The 16723-nt window shown below is 68.4% G+C and carries 19 protein-coding genes; 7 read left to right on the forward strand and 12 right to left on the reverse strand.

The window, feature by feature from the left end:
- Position 1: 1 nt before the first annotated feature.
- Positions 2–1117: a phosphoserine transaminase gene (serC, locus tag ACWEPG_RS08290; RefSeq protein ID WP_450115233.1), complete on the forward strand. Its 1116-nt coding sequence runs from the start codon at positions 2–4 to the stop codon at positions 1115–1117.
- A 74-nt stretch (positions 1118–1191) separates the two neighbouring features.
- On the opposite strand, the gene ACWEPG_RS08295 is transcribed toward serC, so the two are convergent.
- Both ACWEPG_RS08295 and ACWEPG_RS08300 read right to left on the reverse strand, forming a co-directional pair.
- Positions 1192–2046 (reverse strand): IS3 family transposase, encoded by an 855-nt coding sequence (locus ACWEPG_RS08295; protein WP_450113114.1) that lies wholly within the window; start codon positions 2044–2046, stop codon positions 1192–1194.
- Positions 2043–2531, reverse strand: coding sequence for a helix-turn-helix domain-containing protein (locus ACWEPG_RS08300; RefSeq protein ID WP_450113113.1), 489 nt, complete (start codon positions 2529–2531; stop codon positions 2043–2045). Before ACWEPG_RS08300 ends, ACWEPG_RS08295 begins: the two co-directional genes overlap by 4 nt.
- 146 nt (positions 2532–2677) lie before the next feature.
- Between ACWEPG_RS08300 and ACWEPG_RS08305 the strand changes: the two genes are divergently transcribed.
- A complete protein-coding gene (locus tag ACWEPG_RS08305) occupies positions 2678–4159 on the forward strand; it encodes a flavin-containing monooxygenase (protein ID WP_450115232.1) in 1482 nt (493 codons plus the stop codon).
- A gap of 225 nt (positions 4160–4384) precedes the next feature.
- Positions 4385–5278, forward strand: a complete 894-nt coding sequence (locus ACWEPG_RS08310) for a hypothetical protein (RefSeq protein WP_450115231.1) — start codon at positions 4385–4387, stop codon at positions 5276–5278.
- 29 nt (positions 5279–5307) lie between these two features.
- On the opposite strand, the gene ACWEPG_RS08315 is transcribed toward ACWEPG_RS08310, so the two are convergent.
- From ACWEPG_RS08315 to ACWEPG_RS08325, 3 genes are all read right to left on the reverse strand, one after another.
- Positions 5308–5697 (reverse strand): RidA family protein, encoded by a 390-nt coding sequence (locus ACWEPG_RS08315; RefSeq protein ID WP_450115230.1) that lies wholly within the window; start codon positions 5695–5697, stop codon positions 5308–5310.
- Between the two features lie 73 nt (positions 5698–5770).
- Complete coding sequence (locus ACWEPG_RS08320) at positions 5771–6262, reverse strand: nucleoside deaminase (RefSeq protein ID WP_452594216.1); 492 nt, start codon at positions 6260–6262, stop codon at positions 5771–5773.
- Positions 6259–7098: a hypothetical protein gene (locus tag ACWEPG_RS08325; protein ID WP_452594217.1), complete on the reverse strand. Its 840-nt coding sequence runs from the start codon at positions 7096–7098 to the stop codon at positions 6259–6261. Before ACWEPG_RS08325 ends, ACWEPG_RS08320 begins: the two co-directional genes overlap by 4 nt.
- Before the next feature lie 227 nt (positions 7099–7325).
- Here ACWEPG_RS08325 and sepH point away from each other — a divergent pair, with 227 nt between their 5' ends.
- Positions 7326–8162 carry a septation protein SepH gene (gene sepH, locus ACWEPG_RS08330; RefSeq protein ID WP_452594218.1) on the forward strand — a complete coding sequence of 279 codons (837 nt, stop codon included), beginning with the start codon at positions 7326–7328 and terminating at the stop codon, positions 8160–8162.
- Between the two features lie 39 nt (positions 8163–8201).
- Here sepH and ACWEPG_RS08335 read toward each other — a convergent pair whose 3' ends face one another.
- A complete protein-coding gene (locus ACWEPG_RS08335; protein ID WP_450132980.1) occupies positions 8202–8684 on the reverse strand; it encodes a hypothetical protein in 483 nt (160 codons plus the stop codon).
- A 245-nt stretch (positions 8685–8929) separates the two neighbouring features.
- Here ACWEPG_RS08335 and ACWEPG_RS08340 point away from each other — a divergent pair, with 245 nt between their 5' ends.
- Both ACWEPG_RS08340 and ACWEPG_RS08345 read left to right on the forward strand, forming a co-directional pair.
- Positions 8930–10030, forward strand: a complete 1101-nt coding sequence (locus tag ACWEPG_RS08340; protein ID WP_452594259.1) for an alpha/beta hydrolase — start codon at positions 8930–8932, stop codon at positions 10028–10030.
- Positions 10031–10034: 4 nt separating this feature from the next.
- Positions 10035–10766: a DUF6928 family protein gene (locus ACWEPG_RS08345; protein ID WP_452594219.1), complete on the forward strand. Its 732-nt coding sequence runs from the start codon at positions 10035–10037 to the stop codon at positions 10764–10766.
- Positions 10767–10773: 7 nt separating this feature from the next.
- On the opposite strand, the gene ACWEPG_RS08350 is transcribed toward ACWEPG_RS08345, so the two are convergent.
- The 4 genes from ACWEPG_RS08350 to ACWEPG_RS08365 form a co-directional block, all read right to left on the reverse strand.
- A complete protein-coding gene (locus ACWEPG_RS08350) occupies positions 10774–11022 on the reverse strand; it encodes a DUF2537 domain-containing protein (protein WP_450132983.1) in 249 nt (82 codons plus the stop codon).
- A complete protein-coding gene (locus ACWEPG_RS08355; protein ID WP_450115223.1) occupies positions 11019–11822 on the reverse strand; it encodes a TrmH family RNA methyltransferase in 804 nt (267 codons plus the stop codon). The genes ACWEPG_RS08350 and ACWEPG_RS08355 overlap by 4 nt, the downstream gene beginning before the upstream one ends.
- Positions 11823–11907: 85 nt before the next feature.
- The gene (locus tag ACWEPG_RS08360; protein WP_450115222.1) at positions 11908–12339 is read right to left on the reverse strand and encodes a MarR family winged helix-turn-helix transcriptional regulator; all 432 of its coding nucleotides are present in this window, start codon (positions 12337–12339) and stop codon (positions 11908–11910) included.
- A 33-nt stretch (positions 12340–12372) separates the two neighbouring features.
- Positions 12373–13827 carry an NCS2 family permease gene (locus tag ACWEPG_RS08365; RefSeq protein ID WP_450115221.1) on the reverse strand — a complete coding sequence of 485 codons (1455 nt, stop codon included), beginning with the start codon at positions 13825–13827 and terminating at the stop codon, positions 12373–12375.
- Positions 13828–13925: 98 nt separating this feature from the next.
- Between ACWEPG_RS08365 and ACWEPG_RS08370 the strand changes: the two genes are divergently transcribed.
- On the forward strand, positions 13926–14174 hold the full coding sequence (locus ACWEPG_RS08370) for a DUF2530 domain-containing protein (RefSeq protein ID WP_450115220.1): 249 nt from the start codon (positions 13926–13928) through the stop codon (positions 14172–14174).
- 29 nt (positions 14175–14203) lie between these two features.
- On the opposite strand, the gene ACWEPG_RS08375 is transcribed toward ACWEPG_RS08370, so the two are convergent.
- Together ACWEPG_RS08375 and ACWEPG_RS08380 are read right to left on the reverse strand one after the other, a co-directional pair.
- On the reverse strand, positions 14204–16099 hold the full coding sequence (locus ACWEPG_RS08375; protein ID WP_452594220.1) for a YhgE/Pip family protein: 1896 nt from the start codon (positions 16097–16099) through the stop codon (positions 14204–14206).
- A 60-nt stretch (positions 16100–16159) separates the two neighbouring features.
- Entirely contained in the window at positions 16160–16720 is a 561-nt protein-coding gene (locus ACWEPG_RS08380) for a phosphatase PAP2 family protein (RefSeq protein WP_452594260.1), read from the reverse strand.
- Between the last annotated feature and the right edge of the window lie 3 nt (positions 16721–16723).

The following is a 16723-nucleotide window of genomic DNA, read 5'->3' on the forward strand; positions in this document are numbered from 1 at the left end:
GATGAGCACCCCGATCATCCCCGCCGACCTCAAGCCCGTCGACGGCCGTTTCGGTTGCGGACCCTCCAAGGTCCGTCCCGAGCAGTTGCAGTCGCTGGTGGAGGTGGGCGCCTCCGTTTTCGGCACCAGCCACCGCCAGAAGCCGGTCAAGGACGTCGTGGCGCGTGTGCGTTCCGGCCTGCGCGATCTGTTCTCGCTGCCCGAGGGCTACGAGGTCGTGCTCGGCAACGGCGGCTCCACCGCATTCTGGGACGCCGCGGCGTTCGGCCTGATCCGTGAGCGGTCGCAGCACTTCACGTACGGCGAGTTCTCCTCGAAGTTCGCCTCCGTCGCCAAGGGCAACCCGTTCATCGGCGACCCGATCGTCGTCTCGAGCGACCCGGGCACCGCGCCGGAGATCGTCGCCGACGGCTCCGTCGACCTCATCGGCTGGGCGCACAACGAGACCTCGACGGGTGTCGCGGTCCCCGTGAGCCGTCCGGCCGGTTCGGAGAACGCGCTCATCGCGATCGACGCCACCTCGGGTGCCGGCGGCCTGCCGGTCAACGCCGCCGACGCCGACGTCTACTACTTCGCACCGCAGAAGTGCTTCGCCGCCGACGGCGGCCTGTGGATCGCGCTGATGAGCCCGGCCGCGCTCGAGCGCGTCGCCGAGATCAAGGACTCGGGCCGCTGGACCCCGGACTTCCTGTCGCTGCCGATCGCGGTCGACAACTCCACCAAGGACCAGACGTACAACACCCCGGCCCTGGCGACGCTGCTCATGTTCGAGAACCAGATCGCGTGGATGAACTCCAACGGCGGCCTGGACTGGACCACCGCGCGCACCAAGGACTCGTCGTCGCGGCTGTACGAGTGGGCCGAGGCGTCCGAGTTCGCCACCCCGTTCGTGGCGGATCCGGCGCTGCGCTCGCAGGTCGTCGGCACCATCGACTTCAAGGACGAGGTCGACGCCGCCGCAGTCGCGAAGATCCTGCGCGCCAACGGCATCGTCGACACCGAGCCGTACCGCAAGCTGGGCCGCAACCAGCTGCGCATCGGCATGTTCCCGGCGATCGACCCCGAGGACATCAGCCAGCTGACCAAGAGCATCGACTGGGTTGTCGGCCAGCTCTGAGCCCCGATCGCCCTGTGAACAGCCCCCGGCCGCACTGAACTGGTCCCCGATTGTTGGACTGGCTAATCGGAAGCCTAGGCGGTGAGGGCCTGAGCCCGGTATTGAACCGGGCTCAGGCCCTCGAGCTTTGTCGAGATACGGTCGGTGTTGTACCAGTGGATGTACTCGTGCAACGCGGCCGTGAGTGCATCGACGGTCAGGTACCGGACGTGGTGGAACAGTTCCTCTTTGAGATGGCCGAAGAAGTTCTCGATCACGGCGTTGTCGTAGCAGTTTCCCTTGCGGGACATCGACTGGGTCGCACCGGCGTCGGCGAGCAGGCTCCTCCAGGACAGGTGCTGGTACTGGAATCCCTGGTCCGAGTGCACCGTGGGTGTCCTTCCCTCGCTGAGGGTGGCAATCGCATCACGCAGGGAACTGTTGGTCAGCTGCAGGTTCGGCGACGTGCCGACCGAGTAGGCGATGATCTGTCGATCGAACAAGTCCATCACCGGCGACAAGTACAGCTTCTTGTCACCGATACGGAACTCGCTCACGTCGGTGACCCACTTCTGATTCGGTGCGTCGGCTTCGAAGTCGCGCTCCAAGAGGTTCGGAGCGATCATCCCGACTTCCCCCTGATACGAGTTGTATCTTCGCCTCCGGCGCACCCGGCAGAGCAATCCGAGCGCACGCATCAGCTTCAGCACGGTCTTCTTCGCCACCTTCCACCCGGCGTTGACCAACACACGGTGGACACGGCGATGCCCGTAACGTCGGTGGTTGTCTTCGAACACCTCGGTGATCGCGGTCTTCAGTTCCGCGTCCGGATCCGGTTCCCGCAGCCGGGCCTGGTGATAGAAGAACGTCGACCGTGCAAGCCCGGCAACGTCGAGCAACACGTCCAGGCGGTACTGTGCCTTGAGGGAGATGACAGCGCGGACCCTCACCGTCGTTCCTGCACCCTCAAGGCACGCAATTTTCCCAGGTACGCAACCTGGGCCCGCAACCGTTCGTTCTCCGCCCGCAGCCGCTCCAGCTCACTGCGCTCGGTCGGCTCGGAGTCGATGGACTTCGGTGGACGTCCCGACCGCTTCGGGCGTAACCCGTCCTCGCCCTCGTTGCGATACTTCCGCGCCCACGATTCGATCAGCTTCGGTGTCGACAGGTCGAACTCGCGGGCAAGCTCGACTTTCGTCTCGCCGGCAAGGAAACGCTGCACCACAACGAGTTTGAACTCGAACGAGAACGACCGCTTGTCCGGTTTGGCCACCAACGCTCCCATGCCTCGAACCCGCCACCGGTCATAGAGACCTTCGATGGCCGAACCGCTGACACCCAACTGAGTCGTGACCGCGCGATAGCCCCAACCGGCCTCGAACAACGCTACCGCCTCGGCCCGCTGATCCTCAGAAAGCGAACTTCGCACATGCATAGAACTGCTCCCCGTAAGTCGGAACTGAATTTCTCAGTCCAACTTCCGGGGAGCAGTTCACACGCCGGGGGCTGTTTTCGTCTCCACCCGCAGATGTGAGTGATACCGTGATTCACACACAAGTTGGCAGAGAATCGGAGAACGCCGTGAGCGCCAGAACCCCGGAATCCTTGCCCGAGACTTCGCCCGAAGAGTCCGTCGACGTCCTGATCATCGGAGCGGGACTGTCCGGCATCGGCGCCGCCCACCACCTCCAGGACGCGTTCCCCGGCCGGTCGTACACGATCCTCGAGGCCCGCGACGCGATCGGCGGCACCTGGGACCTGTTCCGCTACCCCGGCATCCGCTCCGACTCCGACATGCAGACCCTCGGCTACCGGTTTCGGCCGTGGACCGACGAGAAGTCCATCGCGGACGGCCCCGCGATCCTCGAGTACGTCCGCGCGACCGCGGCAGAGGCCGGGATCGACAAGCGAATCCGGTTCGGGCACCGCATGGTTCGCGCCGACTGGTCGTCGGACGACGGACTGTGGACGGTGACGGCCGAGCACGGCGCCGAGACGGTGACGCTGACCGCCCGCTTCCTGTACGCCTGCACCGGGTACTACCGCTACGACGAGGGATTCACCCCGAAGTTCGAGGGCACCGAGCGCTTCCGCGGCGAGATCGTCCACCCGCAGCACTGGCCCGCCGATCTCGACCACACCGGCAAGAAGGTGGTGGTGATCGGCAGCGGCGCCACCGCCGTCACCCTCGTTCCGTCGATGGCCACCGACGCCGAGCACGTCACCATGCTGCAGCGCTCCCCCACCTACATCGCGTCACTGCCTGCGCGGGACCCGATCGCCAACGCGCTGCGACGGGTGCTGGGCAACCGGCTCGCGTACCCGATAGCCCGCTGGAAGAACATCGGGTTCTCGACCGTCACCTACCAGCTCAGCCAACGCCTGCCCGGGGTGGTCAAGAAGGTGCTGCGCAGGGCGCAGGAGCGGCAGCTGCCCGCCGGCTACGACATCGACACCCACTTCACCCCGCGCTACAACCCGTGGGACCAGCGGATGTGCCTGGTGCCCGACGGCGACCTGTTCCGCGCCATCCGTCACGGCAGGGCGTCCATCGTCACCGACCGCATCGCGTCGTTCACCGAACGTGGCCTCGCGCTCGAGTCCGGCACCGAACTCGACGCCGACGTGATCGTCACCGCGACCGGGCTGAACCTGCTCATCTTCGGCGGCGCGGAGCTGTCGGTCGACGGTGAGCCGGTGTCGCTGCCGGACACACTGGCCTACAAGGGCATGATGCTCAGCGGTGTCCCTAACTTCGTGTTCACGATCGGCTACACCAACGCCTCGTGGACGCTCAAGGCCGACCTCGTCGCCGAGTACTTCTGCCGGCTGCTCACGCGGATGGACGAGCGCGGCGAGACGGTATGCGTGCCCGTCAACAACGATCCGACGCTGACCACCCGCCCGCTGCTCGACTTCGAGGCCGGGTACGTGCAGCGCTCGGTCGACCAGTTCCCGCGGTCCGGGTCCCGCCCGCCGTGGCAGCTCGGGATGAGCTACGTCCACGACCTGGTCACCCTGCGCCACCGCACCCTCGACGACGGCGTGATGCAGTTCAGTTGACAGTGCGGGATTCCGGCCGGGACCCCACCGCACCGTCGCCACCCACCTCCCCCAGGCCCCACCGAATGTGGGATTCGGTCAGTTGGACTGATCGAATCCCACATTCGGTCAGATCACCGGCCGCGAGCCTCCTGTTGTCCACAGGGCCGGACGCGCATCCACAGGTCCGCCGAACCCCCTGGTCAGGACGGATCCTCCGACAGGAGCTGCATGCACCATGGCCGGATGAAACGAGGAACGTGGGCCTCGGACGTCGAGTACCTGTCGGCGCACAGCCGCAACGGTGTCATCCGCACCGCACGCTTGCTCGCCCTCGGGGTGGCTCCTGGAACCATCACCGGGCGATGCCGGCCGGGCGGCCTCTGGCAGCGCCTCCTCCCCGGAATAATTCTCCTGCACAACGGATTTCCGACGACACTCCAACGCAATACGGCAGCGCTCATGTACGGCGGCGACGACAGTGTGCTGACGGGGCATGCCGCTCTCACCGCCCACGGCTACCGGGGGTCGGCGTCGATGAGCGACATCCTGCTGCTGATACCCGCGGAGCGATACAGGCTGTCGAACGCATTCGTCAGAATCGAACGCACGTGGCGCCTGCCTGAACCCGTAACCAAGGGAACCCTCCGGTGCGCCCCGATCACCCGAGCAGCGCTCGACGCCGCCCGCCGTTCGCGGGTCACGAACGACTGCCGGGCACTGCTGTCGGAGGTCGTCCAGCGCGGTGGAACGACGGTGGACGAATTGGCAATCGAACTCTCCGAAGGTTCCTGCCGTGGTACCGCGCTGCCGCGATCGGTGCTGCGAGAGCTGGGAGCAGGCGCACATTCCGTCGCCGAGATCGAGGCGCAGAAACTCTACGCCCGCAGCGGACTCCCGCCGATGGTTCACAATCGCCCGGTAGAAACCGCAACCTCAGAATTCATCGCCACCCCCGACGGATGGATCGACGACGTGGCGATGGCCTGGGAAATCGACTCGCTCAAACATCACTTCACACCCCGCGACCACGAGCGCACCCTCACCCGTCCCGCCCCACCCCACCCCACCTACCGAATGTGGGATTCGGTCAGTTGGACTGATCGAATCCCACATTCGGTCAACAAGGGGGGTGGTTGACCCGCGCGGTGGGGATTACGCGGTGGGGATTACTCCGAGACGATCGCGTCGGCCTCGATCTCGATGAGCAGGTCCGCGTCGATGAGCTTGCTGACCTCGAGGATGGTGGTGGCGGGGCGGATCTCGCCGAACACCTCGCCGTGCGCGAGGCCGGCCTCCTCCCAACGGCTCATGTCCGTGAGGAACATGCGGGTACGGATGACGTCCTCGGGCTTGGCACCGGCCTCGGCGAGCGCGCCGACGATGCGGCGCAGGGCCTCGCGGGTCTGCTCGGCCAGGCTGTCGCCGCCGACCGGTCCGTCCGGGCCCGAGGCGGTGGTGCCGGACACCGACACCTGCTGCCCGATGCGGACGGCACGCGAGTACCCGATCTTCGCCTCCCAGTCGGAGCCGGAGGAGATGTTGTTTCGATTCGACATTCCCCAGATTCTGTCAGGACCGCAGATCCTGGCAGGACCGCGGGTCGGGCGGCGCGAGGACGACTGCACGCCGTCAGGGCCGGGTGTGCTGTTCGGCGACGAAGCGGTGGAACGGTTCGAGGGCATCGTCCCCGAGATGGGGCCCACTCACCTCCACGCCGGCGCGAGCGGACCGAATGACGTCCGCGCAACCGAGGTCGAATCGCGGCCCACCGGTGAGGATTTCACCGAACGCGGCGGCCGAGGCCGCGTACACCACCCGGCGCACCCCGGCCCACACCATCGCCGCGGCGCACATCGGGCACGGTTCCCCGGACGCGTAGACGACTGCGCCCTCCAGCCGGTCGGCGTTGCCCTCCGCGCACGCGGTGGTGATCGCGTCGAGTTCGGCGTGTTCGGTCACGTCCCCCGAGGTGGCCACCGAGTTCGCACCCTCACTGACGACCACGCCGGCGGCGTCCACGACGACGGCACCGAACGGCCGGTTGCCGGCGTCGCCGGTCTCGACGGCCAATGCGAGTGCCCTGTGCAGGTATGCCAGGTCGTCCGAGGTCAACTCGGTCACGACACCACCTTCTCTTTCGTACCGACGTTGCGCAGCAACGCATTTGCTCCGATCCCTGCCACAATGAACGCCACGCCGAGCCAGGTCGGACCACCGTCCATCGCGAGAGTGATGATGCCGATCGGGATCAGCCAGGTGGTCAGCGGGCCGACGAACTCGGCCCACCCCGGCGCGGGTTCGCCGGGTTCGCCCGCCGTCGCGGCGGCACGGGCCGTCGCGACGTCCGGGTACCACTGGCTGAACTGCAGCGCGCAGAGCATGGCGGCGGTCTGGATCACCCAGCCGGTCCAGATGTTGTCGCTGTCGCCAAGCACCGCGTCCCCGTAGAACCCGGCGATCGCCGCGACCAGGAACGCGACAGCCCACGCGCCGGTGATCACGTAGTTCACCCGCAGGAACAGGGGCGTCGCCCAGAACTCCCGGTCGACCTCCTCGCGGGCGTACTGCACCGTGAACGGCACCCGAGCGAGCATGGAGCCCACGGCGATCAGGAACAGCGTGATGTTGGCGATCTCACCGATCCACGTCTCCATCCAGTCCTGCCCGGCCTCGTCCAGCGCGAAATGGAGTGCGACCAATCCCGCGAAGAAGACGACGTCGACGACCGCGAGCAGTTTCGTGGACCGCCCTCGCAGCCGATCCACGACGAGGAAGAGCACCGATATGGCCAGTGCGACGCCGGCGGCCACCTCCAGGCGACCCGGCCCCTCGAACACCGCGAGCACGATCCACGGCGTCAGTCCGGTCAATGGACCGTCGAGCAGCGAGGCGAACGCGTCGAAGGCACGCCGTGCGGGCGAGGCGGTTCCGGACACCTGCGGACTGCGCTCGACCATCGCTGATGACCTTCGTTGGCGTCGACGACATCGGTGTGTCGATCGTAACGCCGCGGCCGGCCGGGCACGCCGCAAAGCGCCCAACCCTCAAGGAGAACTAGAGACTATAACTCCCGACGTATGCAACGACCTCACCGGGAGTGGCGTGTCGCCACCCCCTCGGCATCACGGGTGGATTACAGTCGGCGCGGGCAATGTCGCGAAATCGACGCGATGAGGAGGTCAATGTGCGAGAGCTCTCCGTAATCGGACTCGAGCCCGGCGGATCGCACGTGGTGTGCGCCGATCCCGAGACCGGAGAACGGTTCCGGATCCCCGCCGACGACAAGCTGCGAGCCGCATCCCGCGGCGACATAGCCCGTTTCGGGCAGATCGAAATCGAGTCCGAGAGCCAGATGCGCCCTCGCGAAATCCAGGCCCGCATCCGGGCCGGTGCCACCGTCGAACAGGTCGCCGGCGAGGCGGGCGTCTCGATCAAGCGCATCGAAGGGTTCGCGCATCCGGTCCTGCTCGAGCGTGCCCGTGCCGCGCAGTTGGCGCAGGGCGGTCATCCGGTTCGGGACAACGGCCCGACCGTTCAGACCCTGGCCGAGATCGTGGCGATGGCCTTCCGCGCCCGCGGCCACAACCTCGACGACGCGAGCTGGGATGCCTGGCGCGACGAGGACGGCCACTGGGTGGCCCAGTTGCAGTGGCAGGCGGGCCGCACCCGCAATGCCGCACACTGGCGGTACCAGCCGGACACGCACGGCGGGACCATCGCCGCGCTGGACGCCGCGGCAACCGACCTGATCGATCCCGACTTCGGCCGGCCGCTGCGCGGTCTCGCGCCCCTCGCGATCGAGTCCCCCGCCCCTGCCGACGAGCCGGAGGGACCTGCCGAACCCGAGGTCGAGGCCGATTTCGATGCCGACGCGGTCGGCGACGTCGGGGACAGCGACGAAGAGGCACCGCAGCCCCGGCAGGCCCCGCAGCACCAGGGCGGCAAGGACAAGCGCGGCAAGCCGCACCTGCCGTCCTGGGACGACGTGCTGCTCGGCGTTCGGAGCAGCGGACGCGGCTAGCCGACCCCGTCGATCAGCTCGCTTCCCGGCAACTCTCGACTAGCCGGCGGCCGCGTCCGGATCCGGCTCGGGTGACGGCATGGCGAGGAGTTGGTCCAGCCAGGCGACCGCATCGATCAGCGCGCGGGCCTGCCCCGACTCCGCGGTCGCGTACACCAGCGGCGCGAGATCGGCCGACACCTTGTCGCCCTGTCCGGTGAGCACGTCGACGACACCGGTCCAGACGTGGCAGGCCGGCGCGGGCAGCCGATCGACCGGCACCATCCGACCGTCCGGCACCTCGACGGCGATGACCAGGTCACCGGCGTCGACCAGTGGATCCACTTTGTCGACGACCACTCGGGCAAGAGCGGTCACCACCCAGTCGACCACGCACCCGTAGTGGCCGTGATGGACCCCGTCGGGCATCACCAGTGACGCAACTTCGTCGAGGAATGCTTCGGTGTCGCGGTCGCCGGCGTGTGTGAGCAACCGGCCTCCGATGTCGGCCCCCCGGTGCGCTCCGCCTCCGATGGGTGTCATGGCTCTGGTGTGCCCGATGCCCGCCGGGCCACACCTGCTTCCGCAAGTTTTCCTGTCCCGGACTTCGACTCGGCGACCCCGTCGATCGGGACGCCTATCGCTCCCCCGGCGACTTATTGTAACCTTCGGTCACATTTACCGGAGGGGGACGAACGTTGCTCACGCTCGACTGGACGCGACTCACGGCCGGACTTCCGGCCCTCGACGACGTCGCCGTCGCCGCCCGCAACGCCTGGGCGCTCACGCTGGGCGATGGCGTCGCCCCGATCCGCCACACATCGTCCGAACTGCTCCGCTCCGGCCCGCACCGCGACCTGTACCGGTTCGGCCCCCAGCCCACGCCGGGAACGCGCCCGATCCTGCTCGTTCCCCCGCTGGCGGTACCCGCAACCTGCTACGACCTGCGCCCCGGACAGAGCCTGGCCGCACACCTGGCCGACGGGGGACACGCGCCGTATCTCCTCGACTACGGCACCATGACCGCCGCCGACCGCGACCTCGGCTTCGAGGCGTGGGCCGACGACATCGTGCCGGAGGCACTCCGTCACATCAGCGACCGGCACGCCGGCGCCGAGGTCGATCTCGTCGGCTGGAGTCTCGGCGGGACCATCTCACTGCTCACCGCCGCCGCCCACGCCGACCTTCCGATCCGCTCCGTGACCGTGATCGGAACCCCCGTCGACTACACCCGGATCCCCGTGATCAGTCCACTGCGGATGATCGGCCGGATCACGACGGAACGCCCGCTGACGGCGGTCACCCGCATGCTCGGGGGCCTCCCCGCACCGATCGTCCAGGCCACGTACCGGGCCACCGCACCGCACCGGGAACTGCTCAAGCCGTGGTTCGTCGCCCGCAACCTGTGCAACACCGAATCCCTCGCACGGATGGAGGCGATCGACCGGTTCATGGCCGAGATGCCCGGCTACCCGGCCCGCGTCTTCCACCAGATGTGCTCGCAGCTGATCCTCGGAAACTCATTGGCGGAAGGTCGATTCCGGTTCGGGTCCCGGACGGTGACACTGTCCGACGTGACCGTGCCGGTGCTGGGCGTGGGCGGCACCACCGATGTGATCGCGCCGGCCGCGGCGGTCGCCCCGATCACCGACCTGCTGACCGGGTCGCCGTACGTCCGGTTCGAGGCGGTGCCCGGCAGCCACCTCGGCCTCGTCGCCGGCCCCGGAGCACGGGACACCACCTGGACGATCCTCGACGAGTTCCTCGGGACGGTGCCGCACCGTCCCGGCGTGGATCCGCTCACCGCCCCACACCCCGGCGCCGACCGCGACTCGGCGGACGCACGGTGCGCCGACGAGAAATCGGGCGTGAGCGTCGTACCCTCGTAGGAAGGTGACGAAAGCGGGGTACGCGGTGGGGCCGACTGCATCAACGATCTGGTACGTCGACGCCCCCGACCCCGCCGCGGTGCTCCGGGAACTCCCCGAACCCGACGCCGAGGCCGCCCACGCCCTCGCCGGACGGATGTATCCCGAAACGGTGGCCGTGCCACTACATTCCGCTCCGCTTGCCGGCTCCGCCGCGCCCACCGGTCGCGAGATCTTCATCGGCAGCTACCCGGGACTGACCGTGGTGTGCGGACCGAATCTGGCCCTGAACAAGCCGTCACTGCTCGACGAATCATGGACGCGCCCACTGGCTTCCGAACGGACCTACCTGGTCAGTGCGGACGCCGCGACACCGTGGGGTGCGTTCGCGTACTGGGAACGCGGCGCGCTTCGTCGCTCGTTCAGCGCGACCTCGTCCTTCATCCACGAGAACGTCGGCCTGCCACTGGTCTGGGAGCGCGAGTTCTGGGCGGGTGAGCATCCGGCGCACCACCCGATCGCCACGCTCCCCGACCCCCAGTCGTTGCCCTTCGATCCCGGCGAGTTCGCGGACGCCGCGAACGCACAATGGCTCGGATTCAGCCACTGTCCGCCAACGCCCGACGCCGAACTCTCGGCAGGTGACCTCGCCGTGTGCGGATTCACCCTGTACGCGTCCGGGGAGGAACCGCTCACCTCGCCGGACGAACCCGAGATCCGGGGACTGCGCAAGTGGTGGCGTCGACTGGCCGGCTGACCGGCGCTCAGCGGGCGCCGAACACCAGCGCGAGCCAACCGGCCACGACACCCGCGACCGCGCCGTACACCACCCAGCGCCACACCGGCACCTGGCGCCACTGCCAGACCGTCGGGGCCACCCCGGCGACCACCACCACGTTCACCACGAGGGCGAGCAGTGGGTGAACCGCGATCATCGCTGCGCCGCAGGCGATCACCGCCACGGTGACGAGCACCGCCGAGAATCCGGCGACAACGAGCGCCGGACCGCTCATCCGAGCCGGACCCGCTCGTAGAACGCCATCGCCGCCGCCGTCGCCACGTTGAGCGAATCGGTGCCCGGGGCCATCGGGATCCGGGCCCGGACATCGGTCTTGCGCATCGTGTACTCCGACAGCCCGGGCCCCTCCGCGCCGAGCAGCAACGCCACCTTCTCCCCAGTCATCGCCTCCGCCAGCGTGGTCGCCGAGGGGTTCGGTGTCAGGGAGATGAGTTGAAAACCCTTGTCCCGCAGCCGCTGAAGCCCGTGCGGCCACTCCGGAACCCGGGCGAACGGCACCCGCAGCACGTGTCCCATCGACACCCGCACGGCGCGCCGGTACAGCGGATCTGCGCAGCGGTCACCGAACAGCACCGCGTCCACCCCGAGCCCGGCAGCATTTCGGAACATCGAACCGATGTTCTCGTGGTCGTTGACTCCCTCGAGCACCGCGACGGTGCGGGCACCCTCGAGCACGGCGTCGAGATCGAGGGCGGGCGGACGATGCGCGGCAGCGAGCACGCCGCGGTTGAGGTGGAACCCGACAACCTCCGCCATCACCTCTGCCGAGGTCCGGTAGAACGGCACCTCGACGCCGTCGAGGTCGGCTGACAGTTCGTCGAGTCGGCGATCGACCCCGAGCAGGCTGATCGGCTGGAACCGTGACGACAACAGGCGCTGCGCCACGAGCACGCCCTCGGCGATGACGAGGCCCTTCCCGTCGGGCAGGTCGGGTCGACGGTCCGAGGAGTTCAGATCCCGGAAGTCGTCCAGCCTGGGGTCCGCAGGATTGTCGATGTCGATAACGTCAGCCACGCGACCATCTTGCCGCACCGCGAGGGGGCACCCCGACCCACTCGACCTCCCCCTGTTTCAACCCCCACTCCCGAGCGGTGCCCACCTACTCGGAGTTGTTGACGAACCCACCGATGATGTCGATCGACTGACGAAGGACCTGCAGTTGCTCCGCATCGAGTCCCGCCAGCTGGTCGGTCATCCACTTTTCTCGCGCGCTGGTCTCGTCGGCGAGCAGCGCGTGACCGGTGTCGGTCAGGGAAACGATGATCTGCCGCCCGTCCGTGGGATGCGGGGTGCGAGCGACCATGCCTGCCTCGGCGAGAGAGGCGATGACCCGGGTCATCGACGGCGGCTGCACCCGTTCCTTCGCCGCCAGCCCCCCGGGGGTCATCGGCCCGTGCTCGTCCAGGCTGGCGAGCGCGGAGAGCTGAGTCAACGACACCGGAGAATCTGCCCGACGGCCGCGGAGGTGCCGCGACAGGCGCACGACGGCCAGGGAGAGATCACTGGCTAGTGAGCGTGTATCCAAGGTCACTCACGGAGGATACGGCACTGGGACACAACTGGTTCAGGTAATCGCGTCAGTTATAGGACCGACAGCAAAATACGCGACAAACAGGGCGGCGACAACCCACATCAGCGGATGAATCTGCTTGAACTTGCCGCTGGCGGCGTGAATCACCACCCACGTGATGAATCCGACGCCGATGCCGTTGGCGATCGAGTAGGTGAACGGCATGACGACGATCGTCAGGAACGCAGGCAATGCCACGTCGAACCGGGAGAAGTCGATGTCGCGGACCTGACCGATCATCAGCGCACCGACCACGACCAGGGCCGGCGCCGCCGCCTCGATCGGCACCATCTCGTACAGCGGGGTCAGGAACATCGCGGCCAGGAACAGCAGGCCGGTGACCACATTCGCCAGACCGGTCCGCGCGCCCTCCGCGATACCCGAGGCCGACTCCGCGAACACCGTGTTCGACGACGCCGAGGCTCCGCCGCCGACGATCGCGCCGGTGCCCTCGACGACCAGTGCCTTGCCGATGTTCGGCAGGTTGCCGTGCTCGTCGGCGAGGTCGCCCTCCTTGCCGAGCCCGGTCATCGTGCCCATCGCGTCGAAGAAGTTGGCCAGCACCAGGGTGAACACCAGCAAACTCGCGGCCAGCACCCCGATGCGGGTGAACGCGCCGAACAGGTCGACGTTCCCGACCAGGGACAGGTCCGGCATCTGGAACAGCACGTCCGGCAGCCCGGGCACGCTCAGGTTCCAGCCCTTCGGGTCCACACCCGCCGACGGGCCCACGTCGAAGATCGCCTCGAGCACGGCCGCGAGCACCGTGGTGGCCACAATGCCGATCAGCAGACCACCGCGCACCTTCCGCGCGACCAGGACTCCCATCACCAGCACACCGAAGACGAACACCACCGTCGGCCACGACCCGATCGAGCCGTTGATGCCGAGCCCAACCGGCACCGTGGTCTTGGCCTCGTCCGGGATGCGGCGCACGAACCCGGCGTCGACGAAGCCGATGAACGCGATGAACATGCCGATACCGGCGGCGATCGCGGACTTGAGTGCGTCGGGGATCGCGTTGAACACCGCGGTCCGGAACCCCGTGACGGCCAACGCGACGATGATGAGGCCGTCGATCACCACCAGACCCATGGCCTCCGGCCACGTCACCTGCGGGGCGATGGTCACCGCGAGGAGGGTGTTGATGCCGAGGCCGGCGGCAATGGCGAACGGATAATTCGCGATGATGCCGAACAGGATGCTCATCAGGCCCGCGACGAGCGCGGTCACCGCCGCGACCTGGCTGACCGGCAGGATGTTGCCGAGGACGTCCGTCTTCGCGACGGCGTCCTCCGCCGAGAAGCTGCCCAGGATGAGCGGGTTCAGCACGATGATGTAGGACATCGCGACGAACGTGACCAGGCCGCCGCGCACTTCCGTGCTCAGCGTCGATCCACGCTCGGTGATCTTGAAGTAGTTGTCCAGTATCCGCGGTGTTCCCGCCATCAGCCATTCCTCAGTAACCGGGGTGCAAGCACAATGCTCGCCCCCGGCAGACTAGGGCACGGGGTCGGTGTGACCGGCACAACGGTACCGTCGTGTCCGTGGACGAGACCCGCAAGGACCCCCTCCTACCCGATCGCCTGACCGATCCGCGCCCGGTGATCGCGATCGGCGCCGCGGCCTGGCTGGTCGTCACGGTCGTGGTCCTGACCTCGGGCGACCGGTGGGAGTCATGGCTGCCGATCTGCTGGGCCGGCCTGGCGCTCGGAGCGCTCGGCTCGGGCCTGTTCCTGCTGCAGCGTCGCGCGGCCCGGCGTGGCAGCCGGACCGCGCAACGCGGGCTCGGCTGAGTTCCCTCCGGCCGGACGCGCGCCCCGGATCAGTAGGTCGGCACCAGGAAGCGTTCGGTGATGGTGTCGGGATCCGGGTTGACGTCGGCCTCCTCGTCCCGGTGCCGGCTGCGCCACCAGATGGTCAGCGCCACCGACCCGGCGACCAGCACCAGCAGAACCGCGATCGCCAGCCAGAACCGGGGGCCCCAGTAGCCGACGAGTGACATGCGGATCGCGTTGCGGGCGTATGTGAGCGGCATCAGGGCGTGGAGCCACCGCAGGGGTGCGGCCATCTGCTCGATCGGGTAGACGGCGCCGAACGCGAAGATCTGGATCATCAGGGCCCCGAGGCCGACGAAGGTGCCACCGACCGCCCCGAACACCACCGTGAACAGCCGGGCCGTCGCGACCGCGGCCGCCCCGACCAGCACCATGACAGCGAACAGCGCCAGCGCGCTCGGCGGCTCGGCCTTCGCGACGGTCATCGACAGCACCGCCATCAGCGCGGCGGCGGCGACGGTGATCACGGCGGGTGTCCGGTAACGGCGCAGCCCCTCACGAATGATCGACTCGTGCACCCGCCCGTGCGGCTGCAGCGGCGGGCGCACCACGAACCAGGTGAGGATGCCGATCAGGAACAGCAGGACCGACATCACCGCCGGGATCGCACCCGGCCCGAATCCCACCGCCGGCGCGATGTTCTTGGCGCTGACGGTGACCGGCGACGAGATGACGCCCGCGGTGGCGACGCGCTCGTCGTCGGTGAACTGGGGCACCTGGCCGGCGCCGTCGGCGAGACCGGTCGCGAGTTCGGCGCTGCCCGCGTCGAGTTGACCGACGCCGTCCAGCAGCTGGCCGAGACCGTCGCGGAGCTGGACGCCGCCCTCGTCGAGTTGGCCGAGTCCGGTCGAGAGCTCGCGCGCACCCGCGTCGAGCTGACCCGCGCCATCGGTGAGCTGGCCGAGACCGGTGTTGAGTTCTGCGGCGCCAGCGGCGGCCGCTTCCAGTCCGCCGCGGTACTCGGCGTTTGGATCGGAGAGTTCGTGCGCAATCTGCCTGGCCCCGTCGCGCAGCTGCTGGAGCTGCCCGACGATGTCGTCGTCCGCGATCGGGAGCCCGGCGGCGACCACCGCGTCCACCAGCGGGCCGACGACGGTGTCGATGACCTCGCTGATCTGCGCCGCCCCGGCCCCGAGCTGATCGGTGCCTGCCACGAGCTGTCCGAGCCCGGCGCTGAGCTCACCCGAGCCGGCGGCGGCCTCCCCCGCACCTGCCGCCAGCTGCCCGGTGCCGTCGGCGAGTTCGAGGCTGCCCGCATGCGCCTGGCCGAGCCCGTTCGAGAGTTCGACGCTGCCCGCGGCCAGTTCGGTGGTCCCCGCGAGGGCCTCACCGGTGCCGTCGTTGAGCTGCTGCGCACCCGCGGCGGCGTCGGACAGGCCCTTGCCGACATCGGCGAGACCGAGCAGCACCTGGTCCACGGACTGTTCCCCGATGGTCTCCGAGACCGCGGAACGCACCTGCGCCATCACCGATTCGCCGACAGGGGTCGCGACCAGGCTGTTGTGATCGTTGTAGACGACCTCGAGCCGCGCCTTCTCGCCTGCGCCACTCGCAGCGCTGGCGATGTCCCGGCTGAAGTCCTCGGGGATGACGACCGAGAAGTAGTAGTGGCCGTCCTCGACGCCCTCCCGGGCCTGGTCGAGGGTCACCTCGTGCCAGTTGACGTCGCCGCCCTCGACGAGCGCGGCGGTGACGTCGGCACCCGCGGTCAGCCGGCTGCCGTCGAGGTCGGCGCCTGCATCGGTGTTGACGATGGCGACCGGCAACCGCGAGACGGTGTCACCGGGGTTCCACAACGCCCACATGTAGAAGCCGAGCAGCGCCAACGGGGCGATGACCAGCATCGCGAGGGCGATACGGGTCAGATGGATTCGTCGCGACATTGGCTTCTCTCTCCCCGGCAAACCGCTGGACACACGTCCAAGTTGGTCAGGGTAGAGAGTTCAGTCCCGTTCCGGGGCCGATTCGCCAGATCTCGTCGGCCCAGGTCGGCGGAGGGTCGGTGGACCGCGCCGGGCGACCCGCGGCACGCCCCAGATCCACAACGCCGCCCACGCGATCCCGAGCAGCCAACCGGCCAGCACGTCGGTGAGCCAGTGCGCACCCAGATACACCCGCGACAGTCCGATGGAGACGGTCCACAGCGCGAGCCCGCAGGCCAGGACCGGGCCGAGCCGACCGGTCAACCGGACCACCGTCGCCCCGACCACGCAGACCAGGATCGCCGACATCATCGCGTGCCCGGACGGGAACGAGTGGGTGACCTCCTCGACCAGACGCTCCGGGAACGGCGGACGCTGCCGGCCGAAGACCAGCTTCAGACCGCTCATCAGCAGGAACCCGCTGACCATGGCACCCCCGACCATGACCGCCTCGACCCGGCGACCGCGCACGAGCAGCGCGATCACGATGGCGGTGGTGATCACGGACGCGACGAGCGTGTCACCGAGATGGGTGATCGCGGTGACCACGTCGGTCAGCCACGGCGTGCGCCAGCGCAGCATCTG

Source organism: Rhodococcus sp. NPDC004095 (assembly GCF_053604015.1).